Origin of the sequence: Pseudomonas grandcourensis, assembly GCF_039909015.1 — a bacterium.
Classification (GTDB): Bacteria; Pseudomonadota; Gammaproteobacteria; order Pseudomonadales; family Pseudomonadaceae; genus Aquipseudomonas; species Aquipseudomonas grandcourensis.
In genome coordinates this window covers 4,643,223-4,664,387 of record NZ_CP150919.1, presented here as the reverse complement: position 1 = coordinate 4,664,387, position 21,165 = coordinate 4,643,223, and the positions used below count along the sequence as shown (strand labels likewise).

The window sequence follows — 21,165 nt, the reverse complement described above, 5'->3', positions numbered from 1 at the left end:
TCATTCCCCCCTTGGCAACTCGATCACAAACCGCGTCCACCCCTTCTCCGATTCACAACGAATCTGCCCGCCATGGGCGCGGATGATCGACTGGGTGATCGCCAGCCCCAATCCCGCATGTTCACTACTGCCTTCACGACGCGCCGGATCGGCCCGGTAAAACCGGTCAAACAGGCGCGGCAATAGATCTTCGGAAATCTGTTGACCCGTGTTTTCAACGCTCAGGCGCAACTGTTTTGGCTGATCGACGATTCGCACCCGAACCTCGCCATCGACCGGCGTGAACCGCAGCGCATTGTCCAGCAGGTTCGACAGTGCTCGCCGCAACATGCTGCGGTCACCTTCGATGCGGGCATTGCCGTCACGGCTCAGTTTTACCTGCGCGTCTTCGGCCAGCGGCGCAAAGAACTCCAGCAGCAGATCCGCTTCCTCCGCCAGTTCCAGTGGCTCGCATTTGGGCATTAACAAGCCGTGATCGGCTTTCGCCAGATAGAGCATGTCATTGACCAATTGCGCCATCCATTGCAGCTCTTCGAGGTTGCTGTGCAGGGCTTCGCGGTAGTCCTCGATGGGGCGAGGGCGGGTGAGCGTGACCTGGGTGTGGGTCAGCAGGTTCGACAATGGCGTGCGCAGTTCGTGGGCGATGTCGGCGGAGAACGCGGACAGACGCTGAAACGAGTCGTCGAGGCGTCCGAGCATGGCGTTGAAGTTGTGGGCCATTTCCGCCAGTTCCGGCGGCATGTTTTCTTCAGGCAGACGCGAGTTCAGCGACTGCGCGGAAACACCGCTGGCCACCGCGCTGATCCTCCTTAACGGGCGCAAGCCGCTGCGTGCCGCCCAGGCGCCCAGCAGTGCGGTGGCGAGGGCTGACAGGCCGACGGTCAGCCAGATCAAATGCTGCATGCGTTGCAGAAAGTGCTGGTGGTGGGTGATGTCCAGCAGCAGGGTCAGTTGCGGTGACTCGGGTTTGTCTGTGAAAAGCGGTGCATTCAGGACGCGGTAATCCGTGCCTTCATGGCTCACCGTCGACAGTCCGGGCAGGTGCGGCAGTGCCTGGGGAATGTTGGTCGAACTGTCATACCAGCGCCGGCCGTCGCTGCCGGTGATTCGCAGGGACAGGTCAGCCTGGCGGCTCAGTTCCTCGGCCAGTTTCACTTCGCTGTCACTCGACTGAAGGTCGTGCAGGGCCCGACGCAAGCCAATCAGCTTGCCGTCCAGCAGTTGCTGGTCGAGTTCAACGAAGTGCGCCTCACTGGCGCGGCTGAACAGCACCCCGGCGAACAACGACACCACGGCGGTGCACGCGGCAAACAGTAGCGCCAGGCGGTTGCTCAAGGACAGTCGGCGCATCAGGCGGGGCGCTCTTCAAGGACGTAGCCCATGCCGCGCACGGTATGGATCAGCTTGTTGGGGAATTCATCGTCGATCTTCAGGCGCAGGCGACGGATCGCCACCTCAATGACATTGGTGTCGCTGTCGAAATTCATGTCCCAGACCTGGGACGCAATCAGCGACTTGGGCAGGACTTCGCCCTGGCGGCGCAGGAGCATTTCCAGCAGGGCGAATTCCTTGGCGGTCAGGTCGATACGCTGGCCGTTGCGTTCGACCCGGCGCCGGATCAGGTCCAGGCGCAAGTCGGCCAGTTGCAGGCTGGTCTCCTGAGGCGTGGCACTGCCGCGACGCAACAGGCTGCGGACCCGGGCCAGCAGTTCGGAGAAGGCAAACGGCTTGACCAGATAGTCATCGGCGCCCAGTTCGAGGCCGTGAACCCTGTCTTCCACGGCGTCACGGGCGGTCAGAAAAAGTACCGGCGTGTCCAGGCCGGCGCTGCGCACCGCTTGCAGAATCTGCCAGCCATCACGTCCTGGCAGCATCACATCGAGAATCAGCAGGGCATATTCACCACTGAGGGCCAATTGCTGGCCGGTGGTGCCATCGGCCACCAGTTCCGTGTTGAACCCGGCCTCGGCCAGGCCCTGGCGCAGGTAATGGCCGGTTTTCGGTTGGTCTTCGACGATCAGCAGTTTCATGGGCGACTCTTGGCAAGTGGAACGAACGCTTTATACCGTGGCAAGCATTGGCACAGGGCAACCTGACAAAGTTGTAATCTGGCTGTCAGGTTGCGGGCAGTGGCAGCAGTTTAGAGTTTTGCCCATGCTGAGCCTTATCTTGTTGGAGTATGACGATGTTTTTACGCAAATCCGTGGCGCAAATCCTGTGTTTGCTGGCGCTGAGTTCGCCGGTGTGGGCCGACGCCGGGCATACCTATGATTTCGGTCAGCCGGCCCCGGCGGCCAAGGCGACCCGCAGCATTGAGGTAGTGATGGGTGACATGTCCTTCACGCCGCAGGCCATCGACATCAAGGCCGGGGAAACCGTGCGCTTCGTGCTGGTCAATAAAGGCAAGTTGTTGCATGAATTCAACCTGGGGGATGCGGCGATGCACGCCAAACACCAGCAGGAAATGTTGCAGATGCAACAGAGCGGCATGCTGACGCCGACCGGCATGAAGACAATGGACCACGGCAACATGGCCGGCATGGATCACAGCAAAATGGACCATGGCATGCAGCATGATGACCCCAACAGCGTGCTGGTGGAACCGGGCAAGACCGCCGAGCTGACCTGGACCTTCAGCAAGACCACCAGCCTTGAATTTGCCTGCAATATCCCCGGTCATTACCAGGCCGGCATGGTCGGCAAACTGACTGTCAGTCAGTAAGCACTCAAAGGCGGGAGCAAAGGCTGATAGAATCCGCTGATTCTTCAGTCAGGTTTCCGCCATGCATCCCGCAGCCGAACACTCGCCGCTGGGCAAGTCCAGCGAATACATCGCCACCTACACGCCGTCTTTGCTGTTCCCGATCCCGCGCACCGCGAAGTGGGCGGAACTGGGCCTGACGGCGCAAACCCTGCCGTACAAAGGCGTGGACTTCTGGAACTGCTTCGAGCTGTCCTGGCTGCTGCCGTCGGGCAAGCCGGTGGTGGCGATCGGCGAATTCAGCATTCCGGCGGATTCGCCGAACATCATCGAGTCGAAGTCGTTCAAGCTATACCTCAACTCCCTGAACCAGACGCCGTTTGCCGATACCGCGAGCCTTGAGGCGACGCTGGCCAAGGACTTGTCGGCGGCTGCCGGCAAGCCGGTGGGCGTGCGCATTCGCAGCCTCAAGGATGTCGAGAGCGAAGGCGTCGTGGCCTTGCCGGGCGTGTGCATCGATGAACTGGATATCAGCGTCAGCAACTACGAGCATCCACGGCCGGAACTGCTGCGTTGCGATGATTCGCGCATTGTCGAGGAGAGCGTGCACAGCCATTTGCTCAAGTCCAACTGCCCGGTCACCAGCCAGCCGGACTGGGGCAGCGTGGCGGTGGAGTACCGTGGCGCGGCGCTGGATCACGCCAGCCTGCTGGAGTACATCGTCAGCTTCCGCCAGCACTCGGACTTCCATGAGCAATGTGTAGAGCGGATCTTCCTTGACCTGCAGCGGTTGCTGAAGCCGGAGAAACTGACAGTGTATGCGCGTTATGTGCGTCGTGGCGGGCTGGATATCAACCCGTACCGCAGCACTGAAGAGGTTCAACTGCCGAACCATCGCCTGGTCCGTCAATGAAGATCTAATGTGGGATAGCATTGCCAAGCGCAGAAACGAAAAAGCCCCGCTATCGCCAGCGGGGCTTTTTTGCATCAGCAGGGTTCAGATCCCCATGTTGGCCAAGGCCTGCCCGATGTTGCGCAGGGTGCCGGCAAGGGTAGGGTGTTCGAGTTCGAAGCGCTCCACGGCCAGGTTGACGCCATCGGCGAGGCTGGAATCCTGGGTTTTGGTTTCCAGCTCAAGCTTCAACTCGATCTGTTGCATCAGTTCGTGTAGCTCGGCGCGTTCGGCTTCAGACAATGGAGGATTCTGTTCCAATTGCTCGCGCAGGGCATTGAGCTGTTCTTGCAGTTCGCGGGCAGGCATGGCGTTCTTCCTTCTTTAATCGATAGGCACTGGCATAGACCATGGCGACAGGCCAAAGGTCGATGCCTGACCTTTAGATTAATCCACTCGCGCCCAACGTGCATGATCTCGATCAGGGCTTTTCGCCCTTGAGCCGACGCAAGCTGATATCGGCCAGGCAGGTGTCGAGTTCACCGAGGTGATCGATCACCGAATGCACGCCCAGGCCGAACAGTTGCATCGTCGCCTTGGCCCGCTTGATGTCGCGCTCCTGCGAGGTCAAGGCTTGCCATTGCTCGGGCGCCAGGCCGCACAGCGAGCCGCAGGACGCCAGGCCGATGGTCCACAACCCGGCATTGAGCCCCGCCTGCAGCAAGCGGGGTTCGCCGCTCACCAGCACGCAGCCGTCGAGTCGCTCGACGTTCAGGGTCATCAAGGCTTGCCAGCAGGCATTCGGGGCGGGCCATGGGTTGTTTGTTACTGCATGTTGCGAAGATTTGATCCATTCCGGCAGCGCCGCGGCCAGGGACTGACTGAGGGCAGGGGGCAGTTCATCGAGCCAGGCGCAGGGGATTTGCTGGCGCTGCAAGCTGCGCAGGCTATCCAGCGCGCCGGGTGTGGCCTCGGCGTGTTCGGCCGAGTGGCTGCCGTGCCGGTGCGTGTGCGCGCCGAAATCCACCAGGCAGCCACTGAGGCCGAACAGTACGGCGGTCAGGCTGGGTGCGGTTTGGGGCAAGGCTTCGGCGAGCGGCATGTGGACGTCCCTGAAATAGCCTGAAGGCTAGCGGGCGACGGTGACAGTTGAATGACATGGATGTGAATCGCTCACATTTGGCACGATTCCTAAGGTGTGGATTTCGTGCAAAGTGCCTTAAACGGCGTTTACGTCTTATACTTGCCAACTTATTGCCCGGGCCAGGCGCCCGAGCCAGTACAAACCAAGGAGTTTTTTCTATGCGCTGGAGTAATCATCTAGCCAGGATTTGTGTATGCGCCAGTGCGATGCTGGTTCCGTTCGTTGCCCAGGCAGCCACGGAAGAGGATCCTTGGGAAAGCGTCAACCGCCCGATTTACAAGTTCAACGACGTGATCGACACCTACGCGCTCAAACCCCTGGCCCAGGGCTACCAGTACGTGACGCCGCAGTTTGTCGAAGACGGCGTTCACAACTTCTTCCAGAACATCGGCGATGTGCGCAACCTGGCCAACGATATCCTGCAGGCCAAGCCTCGCGCCGCAGGCGTTGATACCGCACGAATCATTTTCAACACCACTTTCGGTTTGCTGGGCGTCATCGATGTCGGCACCAAAATGGGCCTGCAGCGCAATGACGAAGACTTCGGTCAGACGCTCGGTTACTGGGGTGTCGGCAGCGGCCCTTATGTGATGCTGCCCCTGCTGGGGCCAAGCACCCTGCGTGATGCGCCGTCCAAGTACGTCGACAGCTACACCGGTGCTTATCGTTACGTAAACGACATTCCGGTGCGTAACTCCTTCTACGCGCTGGACATCGTCGATACCCGTGCCAACCTGCTGTCGAGCGAGAAGCTGATCACCGGCGACAAGTACACCTTCATCCGTAATGCGTACTTGCAGAACCGTGAATTCAAGGTGAAAGACGGTCAGGTCGAAGACGATTTCTGATCTCGACCGGTAAACTGAAAAAGGCGGCCATCAAAGCCGCCTTTTTTGTCTGCGAAGACCCGCATGCGGATGAAATCGCGCATTTCGCTGTAGTCCCGAGCGGTTTGACTCGTGGGTTCGAACCTTCCATTGGGTTACGGATTTGCCTGTTCTTATAACTCTCGGTGATTTGACAAATAAAGACGTCAAGCGACCATCGGCGTGAGCTTGAAACGCCCCGCGGATGGGAGTACCGTCTGCGCCTTAGAAGGGCACCTCTGGTGTACATGTGTGTAGGGCAAATGCCCGAAAACGGTGCGACAGAGAGGCTAGAAAGCGAATCCAGTAGTCTGTGCCGGGCCAAAGTCCCCGCCTGCTACGCCAACCTAATTCTGGCGCCGTTTGCCCACATGCCAAAAACCAGTGCCACGCTGCTGATAATCGATGATGACGAAGTAGTGCGCGCGAGCCTCGCCGCCTATTTGGACGACAGTGGTTTCAGCGTCTTGCAGGCCAGCAATGGTCAGCAGGGTCTTCAGGTATTCGAGCAAGACAAGCCCGACTTGGTCATCTGCGATTTGCGCATGCCGCAGATGGGCGGACTCGAACTCATTCGCCAGGTGACCGAACGTTCGCCGCAAACGCCGGTGATCGTGGTGTCGGGTGCCGGCGTGATGAACGACGCGGTCGAAGCCCTGCGCCTGGGCGCGGCGGACTACCTGATCAAGCCTCTCGAAGATCTGGCTGTGCTCGAGCACTCTGTGCGCCGGGCCCTGGATCGTGCGCGTCTGCTGCTGGAGAACCAGCGCTACCGCGAGAAGCTGGAGAAGGCCAACCGCGAACTCGAAGCCAGCCTGAATCTGCTCCAGGAGGACCAGAACGCCGGTCGCCAGGTGCAGATGAACATGCTGCCGGTCAGTCCCTGGACCATCGATGAGTTCAAGTTTGCTCACCAGATCATCCCGTCGCTGTACCTGTCGGGTGATTTCGTCGACTACTTCCGGGTCGACGAGCGCCGGGTAGCCTTCTACCTGGCGGACGTTTCCGGTCACGGCGCCTCTTCAGCCTTCGTCACCGTGCTGTTGAAGTTCATGACCACGCGCCTGCTGTTCGAATCCAAGCGCAGCGGCACCTTGCCGGAATTCAAGCCTTCAGAGGTTCTTGGTCATATCAACCGGGGCCTGATCAGTTGTAAGCTGGGTAAACACGTCACAATGGTCGGTGGAGTCATCGACGAGGAGACCGGTTTGTTGACCTATAGCATCGGCGGTCATCTGCCGTTGCCAGTGTTGTACACGCCAGACAGTGTTCGTTATCTGGAAGGGCGTGGTCTGCCGGTAGGCCTCTTCAACGAAGCCACCTATGAAGACCATGTGCTGGAATTGCCGCCGACGTTCAGCCTGACGCTGATGTCTGATGGCATTCTGGATCTTTTGCCAGAACCCACACTCAAAGAAAAAGAGGCGGCGTTGCCCCAACGGGTCAAGGCTGCGGGCGGCACCCTGGATGGGTTGCGGCAGGTTTTTGGATTGGCCACGCTAGGGGAGATGCCGGATGATATCGCCCTGTTGGTGTTGAGCAGGAATCTTTGATGAGTACCGGTAGAATCCAGTTCGCCGAGCAGGATGGCACGTTTGTCCTGAAGTTCGTCGGTGAAGTTCGCCTGACCCTGTGTTCGGCGTTGGATGCGACTATCGAGCGGATCTTCAGCGCGTTGAATTTCAACGCGATCGTGATCGATCTGACCGAAACCCGCAGCATCGACAGCACCACGCTTGGCCTGCTGGCCAAGTTGTCGATCCTGTCGCGGCAGAAGGTCGGCCTGCTGCCGACCGTAGTCACCACCCACGAAGACATCACCCGTCTGTTGCAGTCCATGGGCTTCGAGCAGGTGTTCAACATCGTCGACCAGCCGGTGCCGTGCCCGGAATGCCTGGACGACCTGCCAGACCAGGATCAGTCCGAAGAAGTGGTGCGGATCAAGGTGCTCGAAGCGCACAAGATCCTCATGGGCCTGAACGATACCAATCGTGAAGCCTTCCATGACCTGGTGAATGCGCTCGAACGCCATTGATCCCCTGTAGGAGCGCGCTTGCTCGCGATGGCGTCCTGACAGACACCACACATACAAAAAAGGGCGAACCTGTGAGGGTTCGCCCTTTTTTGCATTTCACCCACTCAGATCACAGCTTGGCCTGCAACAACGCCTCAAGCTTCTCCTGATCCCGCGCGAACTGACGAATGCCTTCAGCCAGTTTCTCGGTCGCCATCGCATCTTCGTTGGACAGCCAGCGGAACTGCGATTCGCTGAGGCTCAGGCGCGCTTCACCGGCCTGGCCTGGCGCCAGTTTGCGCTCCAGCTTGCCGGTATCCGCGGCCAGCTTGTCGATCAGGTCCGGGCTGATGGTCAGGCGATCACAGCCGGCCAGTTGCTCGATCTGGCCCAGGTTGCGGAAGCTCGCCCCCATGACCACGGTCTTGTAGTCATTGGCCTTGTAGTAGTTGTAGATGCGGGTCACCGACTGCACGCCCGGATCATCCGCGCCGGTGTAGTCGTTGCCGTTGGCTTTCTTGTACCAGTCGTAGATACGGCCCACGAACGGCGAAATCAGGAATACCCCGGCGTCGGCGCAGGCGGCTGCCTGGGCGAAGGAGAACAGCAGGGTCAGGTTGGTCTGGATGCCTTCCTTTTCCAGGATCTCGGCAGCGCGGATGCCTTCCCAGGTGGAGGCGATCTTGATCAGCACGCGGTCGCGGCCGATACCGGCCTTGTCGTACAGCTCGATCAGGCGATGCGCACGCTTGAGCATGGCATCGGAGTCGAACGACAGGCGCGCATCCACTTCGGTGGAAATGCGGCCCGGGATCACTTTCAGGATTTCTTGCCCCACGGCCACGCCAAAACGGTCGCTGGCCAGGCCCACATCGCCCTTGCAGTCATTGACGCTGGCGTTCAGCAGCTCGGCATACGCAGGAATGGCCGCGGCCTTGAGCAAAAGGGAAGGGTTAGTGGTGGCGTCCACGGGTTTAACGCGAGCGATAGCTTCGAAGTCGCCGGTGTCGGCAACCACGGTAGTCATTTGTTTGAGTTGTTCCAGCTTGGAAGTCATGGGCGTGCTCTGTCCTATGGGTCTAATGACATTACCCGAGCGCTGACAGGCACTCAAGGGCGTGTACGTGTATAGACGGCCCCTGCGGCAACAACCTGAAAACGGTTGTTTGAAAGGCGGGGCCTGGTAATGATGAATACGATGCCAAAACGCGGCACAGGTTCCAGACAACTGACCGCCAGCGCCCCGTGGACGTAGGTCCTACTGCGGATTCAACTGGGTAGAGGCTGCCATTTTCGCCGGTTTCGCTTGGCCGTCGGAGGTCAGGAAACCGAAATTCCTCTCCCGGTCATTGCTGCCCGTTTCACTGTTTTTCCACTCGTAAATCGATGTCAGCGGGATATCGAGCTTCTTGACGTCGGCGATGAAGGTGCTGATTTTGCTGGCCTGCGCTTCGATCCCGCCGTTGGAGCTGAGGGAAGGCACGCCCCATTCACTGATGACCCCCGGTAGATGGAAGTTTTGCTGAATAAACGCCTGGGTCTTGCTGATCTGCACGCCGGACATGCCATAGGGGTGATAGGAGATTGCACTCAGGCATCGGGGATATTCACTGACGATTTTCTTCAACGCCAATGCTGACGTCGTGCCGGCACTCGGTGGCCGGGCGAAGCCAAAGCCGATCAGCGGCGTCGATTGCGGCTTGTCCTGCAGCGACTTGCACAGGGCACTCATGAACGGAACAAAGGTCGTGTCGAGATTTCGGGTTGGCCAGTACTTCGCCAGGTCCGGTTCGTTCCATATTTCAATCGCGACGAGTTGCGCGGCGTATGACTGCTCCAGCCCCTTCACCGAACTGGCGAACGACTCGCCGGCAGCAACGAGTTCGCTGGTGTTGTCGGGCGCGGAGGTCAGCGCCTTGGTCGAGCGTACGGTCATCAGTACCGGCAGATCGGCGGACCTGGCCGCGGCGAAGGCATCGCTGATCTGCTTTTGATACGCCGTGCCGCCCAGACTGTTGGTCCACACGCCAAAGCGCACGAATCCGAAGCCCGCGGCCTTGATTTGCTCGGCGTCGGTGGGGGAGAAGGTCTGGATCTTCACCTGGACGCCGATGGTTTTGTTGGCGGCAAGTAGGGGGAACAAGTCACTGGCGTCAACCTGACTGGCTGCACCCAGCATTAACAGGGTTGAGGCGGTGAGCCGTTTGAAGCGTGCTGATTTCATGCCTGCGCTCCTGGCGGGTAATGACATTTTCCAATGGTTGATTCGTTACTTTCATTTGGATGCTCGCGAGGGCGCCAAGTGCACGAATGTTATTTTTTGTCAGGTAGTCAGTTCCGGAAAATCACAGTTATTTTTGGTCCGGTAATTCTGGTTGGGTGGCTTTTGGGGGCTGTGGTACTTAATGCACTTGTATTAACAGGGCGAATCTATTTCTCAGTGCCGCAAGGTCTTGTGGGTTCACTAAAGCCCACTCGAAACGTTGGCATATTGATATTACACGGGAAAGTAACCTTGTTCAGAAAGATCCTTGTCGTCTGCGTGGGCAATATCTGCCGAAGTCCGACAGCAGAAACTTTGCTGCGTAACGCGCTGGCCCCTTCAGCGATCACGGTGACCTCGGCGGGCCTTGCCGCGCGGGTTGGCGAGGCCATGGAGCCGTCGGCCCTCCAGGTTCTGGAAGACCATGGGCACAACGCCAAGGGGTTTAAGGCGCGGCAAATTACACCGGACATCGTCAATGAATCAGACCTGATTCTGGTCATGGAAAAAGAGCATGTAAAACAAGTACTGAAGATTGCCTCTCATGCCAGGGGCAAAGTGTTTCTGCTCGGAAAGTGGCAGAGCGAGCGAGAAATACAGGATCCGTATCGTCAAGGAAAGGCCGCTTTTATTCATGCCCATGCATTGATTGAAGATGCTGTTAGCTCATGGGCGCAGCGCCTCGGACATTGATGAATATTCTTCAGATCAGTGAATGGTAAGAACAGACTTATGCAGTTACCGTCAGTAATCGGCACCCGTGACAACGATCAAGACAGCATTGATCTTCTCGGCATATTTGGCTCTTTGATTGACCAGAAATGGTTGATCGGCGCGCTCACCGGTGCCTTCATGGCGACCGGCGTTGCCTATGCGGTTTTGGCAACGCCCGTGTACCTGGCGAACGCGCTGGTGCAGGTCGAACCGAAGAAGAACGACATGCTCGGGTTTTCCGATCTCAACAGCATGCTCGGCGGGCAATCGCCGTCGGTGACCGAAATCGGCATCATCAAGTCCCGCGCGGTGATCGGCAAAACGGTCGATGATCTTCGCCTTGATATCGACGTCACCCCCAACACCTTCCCGGTCATCGGCGGTTTTCTTGCCCGGCGTTATCGCGGCGAGACCGAGTTCAGTGTCGCGGCGCCGCGTTTGGGCCTGAACAGCTACGCCTGGGGCGGTGAGCGCCTGGAGATCAACCGGCTCAATCTGCCGAAAGAACTGCTGGGCAAGAAACTCACGCTGGTCGCTGACGAGCAGCATCGATTCCAGTTGTTCGATGAAAACGACAACTTGCTGGTCGAAGGCGTCGCCGGCGAAGCGTTCAAACAGGGCGATGTAGAAGGGCAGATCGCTCAGCTGTCGGCGAACCCTGGCACCCGCTTCGAAGTGGTGCGCAATCCACGGATCGTGACCATCCAGAGTTACCAGGATGCGCTGGATATTTCCGAGCAAGGCAAGGAGTCGGGGATTATTCGTCTGGCCCTGGCCAGCAGCGACGCGGCCGAGGCGGTGAAGATCCTCAATAAAATCGCTTCGTTGTATGTGCAGCAGAACGTGCAACGCACCTCGGCGGAAGCGGCGCAGAGCCTGGAGTTCCTGCAAGGCCAGTTGCCGCAGGTCAAACGTGACCTGGCCAAGGCCAGCGATGCGCTCAACGGTTATCAGACCCGCGGCAAGACAGTCAATATTTCCCTCGAAACCCAATCGGTGCTGGAACAGGTCGTCAGTCTGGACACCCGTATCTCCGAACTGAAAATGCAACAGGCGGAGATGGATCGCAAGTTCACCAAGCAGCATCCGGCGTACCGCGCGCTGCTGACCCAGATCGGCGAATTGACCCAGCAGCAGAAGGCGCTGGAGAGCAAGGCCCAGGACCTGCCTGCGACGCAACAGGAACTGCTGAACCTGACACGTGACGTGGAAGTGGCGTCGCAGATCTACACGCAACTGCTGAACAAATCCCAGGAGCTGGACATCGTCCGCGCCGGCGCAGTGGGTAACGTGCGCTTGATCGACACCGCGGATGTCGACCTGACCAGCCCGGTCAAACCGAAAAAAGCCTTGATCGTTCTGATTGCAACCTTCCTCGGCGCGTTTTTCGGGGTTGCGCTGGTGTTGCTGCGCAAGTCCCTGAGCCGGGGCCTGGAAGGTCCGGAGGCCATCGAGCAACTCGGCTTGCCGGTGTACGCGTCGATTCCCTACAGCGCGTTGCAACAGGAAGAGGACAGCAAAAAAGGGCGCGCCCGGGACGGCGCGGACAAGCCTGCCTACCTGCTGGCCCTGCGCAGCCCGACGGATCTGTCCATCGAGTCGATCCGCAGTTTGCGCACGTGCCTGCACTTTGCCGGGCTGGATTCGACCAATAACCGGATCATGATTTCCGGCCCGAGCCCACAGGTCGGCAAGACCTTCGTTTCTTCCAACCTCGCGGCAGTCATGGCGCAGAGTGGGCAGCGGGTAGTACTGATCGATGCCGACATGCGCAAAGGCCATCTGCACAAGACGCTGAACACTCCGATCGCCAACGGCTTGTCGGACCTGTTGGTCAAGCGCTGCAGCATCGAGCAGGCGATCAATAAAGTCGAAGTCGACAACCTGCATTTCATCAGTCGCGGGCAGGTCCCGCCCAATCCTTCCGAGCTGCTGATGCACGCCAACTTTCGCGAGCTGCTGGCGCAACTCAGCGAGCTGTATGACGTGGTGATCATCGACACGCCACCGCTGCTGGCGGTGACGGATGCGGCGATTGTCGGTCGCGAAGCGGGGATCAGCCTGATTGTCACGCGCTTCGGAGTGAACCCGGCCAAAGAGATCGAACTGACGATTCGTCGATTCGCCCAGAACGGCATCGAGTTGAAGGGCGCGGTGTTCAACGGCGTCGAAAAGCGCGCAGCCAGTTACTACGGCAACGGCGGCTACGGCTATTACAACTACGAATACGCGTCCGACAAATCCTGAGTGTCAGCGATTGTCCTTTCATGTTTGAAGTGGGTGAGTTGTGAAAAAAATACTGCACGTGGCAGAGACGATCAAAGGTGGCGTCGCGACGGTGATCCGCACGATTTCGGCTTCGCCCGAAGGCGACGCGGCAAACTATGAGCTGGTCTATCTGGTCCCGCAGGATCAGGAGAAGGAACTGCACGGGATTGCCGGGCAACAGATCCGCACCTTCGCCCGGACCGGACGCAATGTGCCGTCGTTGCTGCGCTTCGCCTGGCGAATGACCCAGGTGATGCTCAAGGAAAAACCCGATGTCGTGCATTTGCACAGCACCTTTTCCGGGGTTATCGGGCGTTGCGTGTGCGTGCTCCTGCGGCCTTGGCGCAAGCCGAAAGTCGTCTACTGCCCGCATGCTTTTTCGTTCCTGATGGAAAGCTCGCCGACCAAGCAGAAAGCCTACGCGTGGATCGAGCGGGTCTTGCAGAAAGTCACCGACGTGATCATCTGCGTCAGCCAGTACGAGCTCGACAAAGCCGCGCGATTCGGCATTGAGCGCAAGCGCATGAAGCTGATCTACAACGGCATTCATCACAAGGATGACGCGCCGAAAGCCAGCAGTTCCGAGCCGATTCATCTGCTCTTCGTCGGCCGTCTCGATTATCAGAAAGGCTTCGACGTGTTGCTCAAGGCTTTCGCCAACGTCCAGCGCAGCGACCTGAAACTGACGGTGGTGGGCAGTGCCGTGAACGAGGATTCGGTCGAGTGCCCGCCGATGGCAGGGGTTGAATACCTGCCTTGGGTGACGCCGAGCGAAGTCCAGGCGCTGTACCAGAAAGCCGATGCGCTGATCGTCCCGAGTCGCTGGGAAGGCTTTGCCATGGTGCCGCTCGAAGGGATGGCCATGGGCTTGCCGGTGATTGCCAGTAACTGCACGTCGCTGCCCGAACTGGTCACCAACGAGGTGTCCGGCTACGTCTTCCCCAGCGGCGACCACCAGGCGCTGGCCGATGTGCTGACGAAAATCCAGAAGCCGCGGTTGCTCGACCTTGGCAGCGAAGGGCGCAGCATCGTCCGCGAGCGCTTCAGCGCCGCGTTGATGATCCGCCAGACCTATGACCTGTATCGCGCCCCCACTTTTTAAGTAGAACTCAAGCATATGAACGTAACGATTTTGCATGGCTACAGTGCGTCCAACTCCGGTGACGGTCTGCTCGTGGATCTGGCCATTGCCCTGGTGCAGCGAAACTTTGGTGACGATACCTCGATCAGTGTCGTGGCCTCCGATCCAGAGTCCTTCAGCTATTTGCCGCACAAGCGTTTTGACGCGCCGGTCATGGCGGCCAAGGGGTTGGGGCGGGTCAAGCAGGCGGTGTTCCTCAACCAGTCCTACGCCGGTCTCGCCGACCTGTTGAAGAAAACCGATTTGATCGTCGGCGTCGGTGGCGGCTACATGCGCTCCAAAAGTGCCTTTGAACACATCAAGTTGAAACTGGGCCACGCCAAGCAACTGGAAACCGCGATCCTCAGCAAAGTGCCGTCGGTGTACCTGCCGCAAAGCATCGGGCCGTTCCATGGCGAGAGCAGCAAGATCGTCGAGCATTACGCCAGCGCCGATGCGGTGTTCGTGCGTGACAATCGCTCATCGGCGATTTTCGATGCCTGTGAAAATGTCTACCGCGCGCCGGATCTGGCGGTGCAGTCATTGGCCAGCAAAATCCTCATGCAGCCCAAGTTCACCCGTTGCGCGTCATCGCCCGCAACGGTGTGCGTGGTGCTGCGCAAGCCGCCGGAGTGGAGCAAGGAAAAGAAGGTCGCCTACGTGGCCAACTTGAAGTTGCTGCTGCAGCGCTTGAAGAACAAAAGCAAAGTGGTTTGCGCGGTCCAGAGCGCCGTTCGCGGCAACGATGACGGTGCGTTCTATCGCGAATTGGGCATTACCGAAGACCTGCTGCCATTGAAAGCGACGTTGGCCAAATATCAGCCGGACCTGGTGATTTCCGTGCGCCTGCACGGCGCCATCGAATCGCTGCTGTCCGGCGTCCCGGCGTACCACATCAGCTATGAGCGCAAAGGCTTCGGCGCCTATCAGGACATGGGCGTGGAAGACTGGGTGATCAACGGCGGCGATATCGATGTCGACACCATCATCAATACGGTCTACGCACCGAACGCACTGTCCAGTTTCGGCAAACGCCTGACCGACACCTGCCGCGAGATCGAGGCAAAAACCGTGGCCATGGATGACATCATCAAAGGTATCGTTCGATGATATTTCGGCTACTGCTTCGCGGCGGGGCATTGGGCGCGAAGTTTTTGCTGGTGCTGGCGATCACCCATTTCCTCGGTTATGAGGCGCTGGGCTTTTACGGCGTGGTGGTCGCCGCCTCGTTGATTGCGTCGAAGTTCTACAGCGTTGGCTTCAGTTCCGAAATCAATCGGCTGATCAGCGTCGGTGGCAGTTCGCGACGGGTCGTCGACAAGGTCCTGCTGCTGTACCTGGCCGTGGGGCTGCTGTTGTCGGTGGCGACGGTGTTGGTTTATTCGCTGTTTCAGGCAGTCGAGGCAACGACCGCGCTGATCCTCTGCGTGACGCTGGTGCTGCTCACCGAGCACCTGTCGTTCGAAATCAACTCCTTCGTGTTTTCCGCGCAGAAAGCCACGGCCGGTGCGTTGCTGTTTTTCATCAAGACCGGCCTCTGGGCGCTGTTGGCGGTGGGCGGGATGATGCTCGGCTGGGTGTCCGGTATCGCCAGTGTGCTGTGGTTGTGGGTTGTGGCCAACGTGCTGGTGATCGTCGCCGGTTACCTGATTGTGGTGAACGTGCACAAGGGCCGGGTGAGCGGCACACTGGCCACGGCAACCGTATGGAAGGCCGGGTTGCCGTTCTATCTCGGCACAGGGTTGATCGCGTTGAGTCAGTACGCCGAGCGCTTTCTGATTATCGACATCGAACCCTACGCCAGCCTCGGTAAATACGTGTACGCCTGGTCGGCGGCCAACACCTTGCAAGCGTTGTCCTACGCGGTGGTGGCGGTGGTCGGCATTCCGGTGCTCGCCAAGCGTTTTCAGGCGGATCAACAGCCGTTCACGGTCCGGCAATTGTTCGTCAACAAATGGGTCATGCGCTCGCTGGTGGTGTCCGCTGCGGTGGCTGTGCTGATTTATCTGTTCTTCAATGTCGTGCTTGATTACGTCGCCACCAGTGTTCCTCGCCCGGACAACGGGATCCTTTGCGTGTTGATCTTTTCCTTTGCGTTGCGCGCGATTGGCGACATCGTCTGGGGCGGTTTGATTGCCTCGAAAAACAGTCGTGTGTCACTGGCCGGTGCGGCGATCTGCTTGCTGGTTTCGGTGCCGGTCAGCTACCTGCTGATCAAACACTATTCGATCTACGGCGCTGCCTGGGGCAACGTCTTTGCGATCATCGTGCAGCTCGGCGTGATTGCCGTGTTGACCCGTGTGACCCGGCCGAAAGGGGCTCTGGCATGGGGTTGAAGCTGCCGTGCATCGAGTTTCGCGGCAAGAAACTCGATTCCTCGATTTCGTTCCTGATCCTGTTCACCGGGTTGTTTCTGTCGGTGGCCATGCCGCTGCTGATCCCCCGCGATCCTGGCCCGGATGCCATGACCTTGTGGTCGTCCTACGCCCGTGCCGACAACTGCAATTTCTGGAACCCGTTCTCGCCGGATCGCTCTTCCTACGAGTGTTCGGCGTTCCTGCTGCGGCCCACCGGGATCAATCTGACCAATGCCTGGGCCTACGGCATGTTCTGCAATTTTTTCCTCACGGCGATTCCGGTGGTGGTCTTCCGGCGCATGCCGCTGGCGATTTTCGGCACGCTGTGTCTGTGGGGCATCGTTCGCTCGTTTTTCCTTGAGAACCTGACCAAGGAAATCATTGTGTCGGTGGCGGTGTTGAGCATTTTGCTCAGCTCGTTGACGCGCAAGTATCGCGGCGGGTTTTTCCTCTCGGCGGTGATCTACGGCGTGCTGATCCGGCCCTACTGGATTCTGTTTTCACTGTCCTGGGTCGGCGTCTGCGTGATGAAGAAGTACGTCTCGCGCTTCACCTTCTTCCTGATGCTGTTCCTGTTCTACCTGGCGGTCGCCATGGCGATCCAGGTGGCGCTCGGGTTTCCGGTGTCGTCGATTCGAGCCAGTAACAACGAACTGCGCACGGCGGGCGAGGAGGGTTCCAAGTCGTTGATCGTCTCGTGGCTCAGCGGCAGCGACTTTGTCTCGCAGGCGCTGGACTCGATGATCATCTTCTTCCGGCTGTCGTTCCCGGTGGAACTGATTCTGCTGTCCGGGCCGGGGCAGGTGATCTTCGTGGCGTTGATGATCATGACCGCGTTGCTGCTGTTCAAAGTCATCACCTCGACCGATTACAAAGGCGCGCCGATCCAGACCAAACCCAAGGAACTGATCGCGATTCCGCTGGCGTTCCTGCTGGTTCAAGGCCTGTTCGAGCCGGACTTCGGCTCCTTCGCCCGGCACTTCTCGATGGTGGTGCCGGTGTTGTTCGTGGGGCTGGGATTGATGCTGCGAGCAAACAAGCCGGTGCAGGTTGAATCAAGAATTCTGAATTGAGGCAGGTGCTTTATGTCGAGCAAGAAAAAGTCCCTGGAGATCGAAACCCTGCGTGGCCTGGCGTGCCTGCTGCTGGTGCTCTATCACGTCATCGGCCCGTTGGGCGGCGGCTTGAAAATAGACCTGGGCTCGCCGTTCCGGGTGATCGCCGATTCGATGGTGTATGTGCGCATGCCGCTGTTCACCTTTATCTCGGGCTACATCTACTCCATCTACAAAATCCGCGGCAATGACTTCTCCGCGTTCTTCAGCGGCAAGGTGCGACGTTTGATCGTGCCGCTGTTTTGCGTGGGCGTACCGTTCTCGGTGTTGCAGGCGGTGGGGCCGGGTGTGAACAAGGACGTCGGTGTGATCGATGCGTTGTTGTCGTTCTGGCTGCCGGTCAACCACTTCTGGTTTTTGCAGGCGGTATTCATCATTTTCATGTTCGTCGGCCTGCTGGAGTGGCGTGGTTTGCTGCGCACGGCGACGCGCTTGTATCTGCTGTTTGCCTTTGCGGCAGTGCTGTTTTTGTTGCCGCCTTTCAAGCTCGATGCGTTTGGCATCAACGGTGCAACCTACCTGCTACCGTTTTTCGTGGCGGGGATGATCGGCCAGGAAAATGTCGAAGCGTTGAAGCAACGGTTCAAGGTGATCGGGCCGTTGGTGTTTGTGTTGATCTCGCTGACGCTGCTGTACGTGGCGGCGGTGGATCGCGAGTTGATCGTCGATCGCCGCAGCCTGATTGGTTTGACCGTGGGTTGCGTGTCCTGCATTGCGTTGCTGTCCAGTGACATGCGCTCGAAGTGGCTGACCTGGCTCGGTGGGTATTCTTACGCGATCTTCCTGTTCCATGTGTTGTTTGCCGCCACTTCGCGGTTTGTCCTGGGGCGTTTGGGCGTGAAGGACGAAAGCCTTCTGGTGCTCGGTGGCCTGGCGTGTGGCTTGCTGGGGCCGGTGGTTCTATCGATGGTTTTCAGTCGATTCAACTTCACCTCCGTGCTGTTCCTGGGTGAGCGCGCGGCGGCTAAAAAACCGCCGGCAAACGTCGCCCCGGTGCCCCAGACTTGAGGTTTGTCCGAGTGAAGGAAACGATGCATGTTGGCAGTTGATGACGTCCAGCCTGTTGCGGCGTCAGTGATCGAGGTTGGCGACGCTCGCGAACGGTTTGGCCAGTGGCGCGAAGGGAAGGGCGGGAAGGTCCTGTCGATCTCGGTGATCGGCGACAGCTACAGCGCCGGGCAGGATTTCTATCTGAACAAACTGGTGCAGCGGCTGGCCGGGGAGACGGGTTTCGCCGGCCCCGGCTATGTCGGTTTCAACCACGGTGCGGCGCTTGGCGGCACGCATTTCAAGTACACCCGCAGCAGCGAAAAGTACTTCGGCGGTGACTGGCAAGTGTCCGCCCTTGGCCAGGCCAGTCCCGACAGTCGCACCCTTACCGGTCGGCCCGGCGCCTGGCTGCAGATCGATGCCAGCCCGACACCGGCCATCAACACGGCTGTCACCCAAACGAAATTGCTCTACCTGGGCAATGGTGAATCCAATGAGGTGCGCTACCGCTGGGCACCGTCGCAAACCTGGCAGCCATTGACGCTCGCAGGCTCAGGGGTTCAGGAAGTGCCACTGCCAGGCACCTCGGCAGCGCAAGACTGGGCGTTCCGGCTGGAGGTGGTGAAAGGCGCGCCAACGCTCTTCGGCCTGTGGATGAGCAACGATCAGGGCGGCGTGCGGGTGTCCAAGCTGGCGGCGTCCGGTGCGGCGTCCGCTGACTTCTACCACAGCGATAGTCGTTGGCAGGCGCAGTGGAAGACGGTGGTGTCGAAGATTCCCGCCGACATCTACCTGATCATGCTGGGCGGTAACGACCAGGGTTTTGGCGTGAAGCCCGAGCAGTACCTGAAGAACATTCAGGGTTTGGTGAGGATGGTCCGCGAGATCCAACCGGCAGCGAGCATCAACCTGATCCTGCGTCAGGACACGACGCGTTCCAGCGCTTACCCGATGTCGGCTTATGCGCAAGTCCTGGAGCCTTGGGCGCGCAAGGAACACCTTGGTTACGCCAATCTGCAGTGTGCGTTTGGCACCGACTTCAAGGGCTATGCCGCCACCATGATCGGCCCGGACAAGATTCATCCGGTGCCGGCCACGGGTGGGAAAGTGATTGCCGATTACTTCTATCGCTGGATTGTTGGCGGGCAGGACCGCTGCGATGCAGGCTTGATGTAGGAGCTGCCGCAGGCTGCGATCTTTTGATTTTGTTTTTCCAGATCAAGTCAAAAGATCGCAGCCTGCGGCAGCTCCTACAGAGAGCTGCGGCAATTTTCGAATGTCTCCAGATGAGCGAGCAGCTCTGCTGTCTTGAGCGGCATCAGTTGCGTAGCACAACGGGTTTCCACGTTGATGATGATGGCCGGGTCGTTGCAGCCAATGCGCACCCGGAACCGCCAGTCGCTGAAAATCACTTTCAGACCGTCGCGGTCATCGATTTCCAGCGCCTGCCCGCGGTAAAGCCTTTTCAGGTGAGCGAGGAGGGGATAGGGGTCGGGCATCGGCCGGCGGATGTCTCCGGAAGAGGGAAACATGCCGATTCGTTCCACCAGCAGAGTGGGGCCGAGCCAGGACTCGTTGGCGCTTGGCAACCGCTGATGTCGCGATAACGAGGACATCACCCCGAGGTTGCCCACCTCCATTTCAATATATGCCGAGAGCTTTTTAATGTTCATGGTTGGCCTGCTTGAAATGAAGAGTGGGCGTCGGGTGTTGGAGCCGTCTTAGCGGCCTTTCAAGTACACGTTTTCGTAGCAGAAGTTGGTCGCCTGCAAGTAACCCTCGGCATCACCGCAGTCGAAGCGCAAACCCTTGAACTTGTAGGCCAGCACACAGCCGTCCTGCGCCTGTTTCATCAGCGCGTCGGTGATCTGGATTTCCCCGCCTTTACCCGGTTCGGTGTCGGCGATCAGGTCGAAGATATCCGGCGTCAGAATGTAGCGGCCGATGATCGCCAGGTTCGACGGGGCGTCCTGCGGGGCCGGTTTTTCCACCATGTTGTTGACCCGGTAGATCCCGTCGGAGATCGGCTCGCCGGCAATCACGCCGTACTTGTGGGTCTGGTCGCGCGGTACTTCCTGGATGGCCACGATCGAGCAGCGGAATTTCTTGTAGAGCTCGATCATTTGCGTGAGGACGCCATCACCTTCCAGGTTCAGGCACAGGTCATCGGCCAGTACCACGGCGAAGGGTTCGTCGCCGATCAATGGGCGGCCACTGAGAATGGCGTGGCCCAGGCCCTTCATTTCCACCTGGCGGGTGTAGGAGAAGGTGCAGGTGTCGATGAGCTCGCGGGTTCCGGCCAGGAACTTCTCTTTCTCTGTGCCGCGAATCTGGTGCTCCAGCTCGTAGCTGATGTCGAAGTGGTCTTCCAGCGCGCGCTTGCCCCGCCCGGTGACGATCGCCATGTGTTGCAGGCCGGCGTCCCGTGCTTCTTCGACGGCGTACTCGATCAACGGCTTGTTGACGATCGGCAGCATTTCCTTGGGCATGGCTTTGGTCGCCGGCAAGAAACGAGTGCCATAGCCGGCAGCGGGGAACAAACATTTACGAATCATAAAAGTATCCTGGACAGTCATGGAACACAGCCAACGGGTGCGCGCAATAATGAGTGATTGCAAGTTTCAATGTTTATTGAAGGCTTACTTTAATACCTGAGTATGGCCACTAGTGGCAAATAGCAATGTGCGGATAACACGACAATGTTATGAGATGTCGGGTTGA

21 protein-coding genes are annotated in these 21,165 nt (G+C 58.9%); 13 read left to right on the top strand and 8 right to left on the bottom strand.

Going from position 1 to position 21,165, the window contains the following annotated elements; genetic code table 11:
• Complete coding sequence (locus tag AABM52_RS20895) at nt 1–1,350, bottom strand: heavy metal sensor histidine kinase (protein WP_347907652.1); 1,350 nt, start codon at nt 1,348–1,350, stop codon at nt 1–3.
• Nucleotides 1,350–2,030: a heavy metal response regulator transcription factor gene (locus tag AABM52_RS20890; protein WP_347907651.1), complete on the bottom strand. Its 681-nt coding sequence runs from the start codon at nt 2,028–2,030 to the stop codon at nt 1,350–1,352. The genes AABM52_RS20895 and AABM52_RS20890 overlap by 1 nt, the downstream gene beginning before the upstream one ends.
• A 155-nt stretch (nt 2,031–2,185) precedes the next feature.
• Here AABM52_RS20890 and AABM52_RS20885 point away from each other — a divergent pair, with 155 nt between their 5' ends.
• Together AABM52_RS20885 and queF are read left to right on the top strand one after the other, a co-directional pair.
• The gene (locus AABM52_RS20885) at nt 2,186–2,722 is read left to right on the top strand and encodes a cupredoxin family protein (protein ID WP_347907650.1); all 537 of its coding nucleotides are present in this window, start codon (nt 2,186–2,188) and stop codon (nt 2,720–2,722) included.
• Nucleotides 2,723–2,783: 61 nt separating this feature from the next.
• Entirely contained in the window at nt 2,784–3,614 is an 831-nt protein-coding gene (gene queF, locus AABM52_RS20880; RefSeq protein ID WP_150717086.1) for an NADPH-dependent 7-cyano-7-deazaguanine reductase QueF, read from the top strand.
• Nucleotides 3,615–3,698: 84 nt separating this feature from the next.
• Here the strand turns inward: queF and AABM52_RS20875 are convergent, their stop codons facing one another.
• A complete protein-coding gene (locus tag AABM52_RS20875) occupies nt 3,699–3,962 on the bottom strand; it encodes a DUF4404 family protein (RefSeq protein WP_008053327.1) in 264 nt (87 codons plus the stop codon).
• Between the two features lie 112 nt (nt 3,963–4,074).
• On the bottom strand, nt 4,075–4,695 hold the full coding sequence (locus tag AABM52_RS20870) for an HAD family phosphatase (protein ID WP_347907649.1): 621 nt from the start codon (nt 4,693–4,695) through the stop codon (nt 4,075–4,077).
• 200 nt (nt 4,696–4,895) lie between these two features.
• Here AABM52_RS20870 and AABM52_RS20865 point away from each other — a divergent pair, with 200 nt between their 5' ends.
• The 3 genes from AABM52_RS20865 to rssC all read left to right on the top strand — a co-directional run bounded on the left by AABM52_RS20865 (nt 4,896) and on the right by rssC (nt 7,638).
• Nucleotides 4,896–5,585 carry a VacJ family lipoprotein gene (locus AABM52_RS20865; RefSeq protein WP_347907648.1) on the top strand — a complete coding sequence of 230 codons (690 nt, stop codon included), beginning with the start codon at nt 4,896–4,898 and terminating at the stop codon, nt 5,583–5,585.
• Between the two features lie 389 nt (nt 5,586–5,974).
• Nucleotides 5,975–7,156, top strand: coding sequence for a two-component system response regulator RssB (rssB, locus tag AABM52_RS20860; protein WP_347907647.1), 1,182 nt, complete (start codon nt 5,975–5,977; stop codon nt 7,154–7,156).
• Nucleotides 7,156–7,638 (top strand): anti-sigma factor antagonist RssC, encoded by a 483-nt coding sequence (gene rssC, locus AABM52_RS20855; RefSeq protein ID WP_347907646.1) that lies wholly within the window; start codon nt 7,156–7,158, stop codon nt 7,636–7,638. Before rssB ends, rssC begins: the two co-directional genes overlap by 1 nt.
• 109 nt (nt 7,639–7,747) lie before the next feature.
• On the opposite strand, the gene tal is transcribed toward rssC, so the two are convergent.
• On the bottom strand, nt 7,748–8,674 hold the full coding sequence (tal, locus tag AABM52_RS20850; protein ID WP_347907645.1) for a transaldolase: 927 nt from the start codon (nt 8,672–8,674) through the stop codon (nt 7,748–7,750).
• 201 nt (nt 8,675–8,875) lie between these two features.
• Entirely contained in the window at nt 8,876–9,841 is a 966-nt protein-coding gene (locus AABM52_RS20845; protein ID WP_347907644.1) for a glycosyl hydrolase family 5, read from the bottom strand.
• 291 nt (nt 9,842–10,132) lie between these two features.
• Between AABM52_RS20845 and AABM52_RS20840 the strand changes: the two genes are divergently transcribed.
• From AABM52_RS20840 to AABM52_RS20805, 8 genes are read left to right on the top strand one after another with little or no spacing between them, the layout of a single operon-like run.
• A complete protein-coding gene (locus AABM52_RS20840; protein ID WP_347907643.1) occupies nt 10,133–10,573 on the top strand; it encodes a low molecular weight protein-tyrosine-phosphatase in 441 nt (146 codons plus the stop codon).
• A 39-nt stretch (nt 10,574–10,612) separates the two neighbouring features.
• On the top strand, nt 10,613–12,841 hold the full coding sequence (locus AABM52_RS20835; protein WP_347907642.1) for a polysaccharide biosynthesis tyrosine autokinase: 2,229 nt from the start codon (nt 10,613–10,615) through the stop codon (nt 12,839–12,841).
• Between the two features lie 40 nt (nt 12,842–12,881).
• A complete protein-coding gene (locus AABM52_RS20830) occupies nt 12,882–13,964 on the top strand; it encodes a glycosyltransferase (RefSeq protein ID WP_347907641.1) in 1,083 nt (360 codons plus the stop codon).
• Between the two features lie 15 nt (nt 13,965–13,979).
• The gene (locus AABM52_RS20825) at nt 13,980–15,092 is read left to right on the top strand and encodes a polysaccharide pyruvyl transferase family protein (protein ID WP_347907640.1); all 1,113 of its coding nucleotides are present in this window, start codon (nt 13,980–13,982) and stop codon (nt 15,090–15,092) included.
• Nucleotides 15,089–16,318: a polysaccharide biosynthesis C-terminal domain-containing protein gene (locus AABM52_RS20820; protein ID WP_347907639.1), complete on the top strand. Its 1,230-nt coding sequence runs from the start codon at nt 15,089–15,091 to the stop codon at nt 16,316–16,318. The genes AABM52_RS20825 and AABM52_RS20820 overlap by 4 nt, the downstream gene beginning before the upstream one ends.
• Nucleotides 16,309–17,412, top strand: a complete 1,104-nt coding sequence (locus tag AABM52_RS20815) for a hypothetical protein (protein ID WP_347907638.1) — start codon at nt 16,309–16,311, stop codon at nt 17,410–17,412. The genes AABM52_RS20820 and AABM52_RS20815 overlap by 10 nt, the downstream gene beginning before the upstream one ends.
• A gap of 12 nt (nt 17,413–17,424) precedes the next feature.
• A complete protein-coding gene (locus AABM52_RS20810) occupies nt 17,425–18,462 on the top strand; it encodes an acyltransferase (RefSeq protein ID WP_347907637.1) in 1,038 nt (345 codons plus the stop codon).
• A 27-nt stretch (nt 18,463–18,489) separates the two neighbouring features.
• A complete protein-coding gene (locus AABM52_RS20805) occupies nt 18,490–19,620 on the top strand; it encodes a GDSL-type esterase/lipase family protein (protein ID WP_347907636.1) in 1,131 nt (376 codons plus the stop codon).
• A gap of 74 nt (nt 19,621–19,694) precedes the next feature.
• On the opposite strand, the gene AABM52_RS20800 is transcribed toward AABM52_RS20805, so the two are convergent.
• Nucleotides 19,695–20,117: a mannose-1-phosphate guanylyltransferase gene (locus AABM52_RS20800; RefSeq protein WP_347907635.1), complete on the bottom strand. Its 423-nt coding sequence runs from the start codon at nt 20,115–20,117 to the stop codon at nt 19,695–19,697.
• Between the two features lie 48 nt (nt 20,118–20,165).
• Entirely contained in the window at nt 20,166–20,999 is an 834-nt protein-coding gene (galU, locus tag AABM52_RS20795; RefSeq protein ID WP_347907634.1) for a UTP--glucose-1-phosphate uridylyltransferase GalU, read from the bottom strand.
• Nucleotides 21,000–21,165 lie beyond the last annotated feature (166 nt).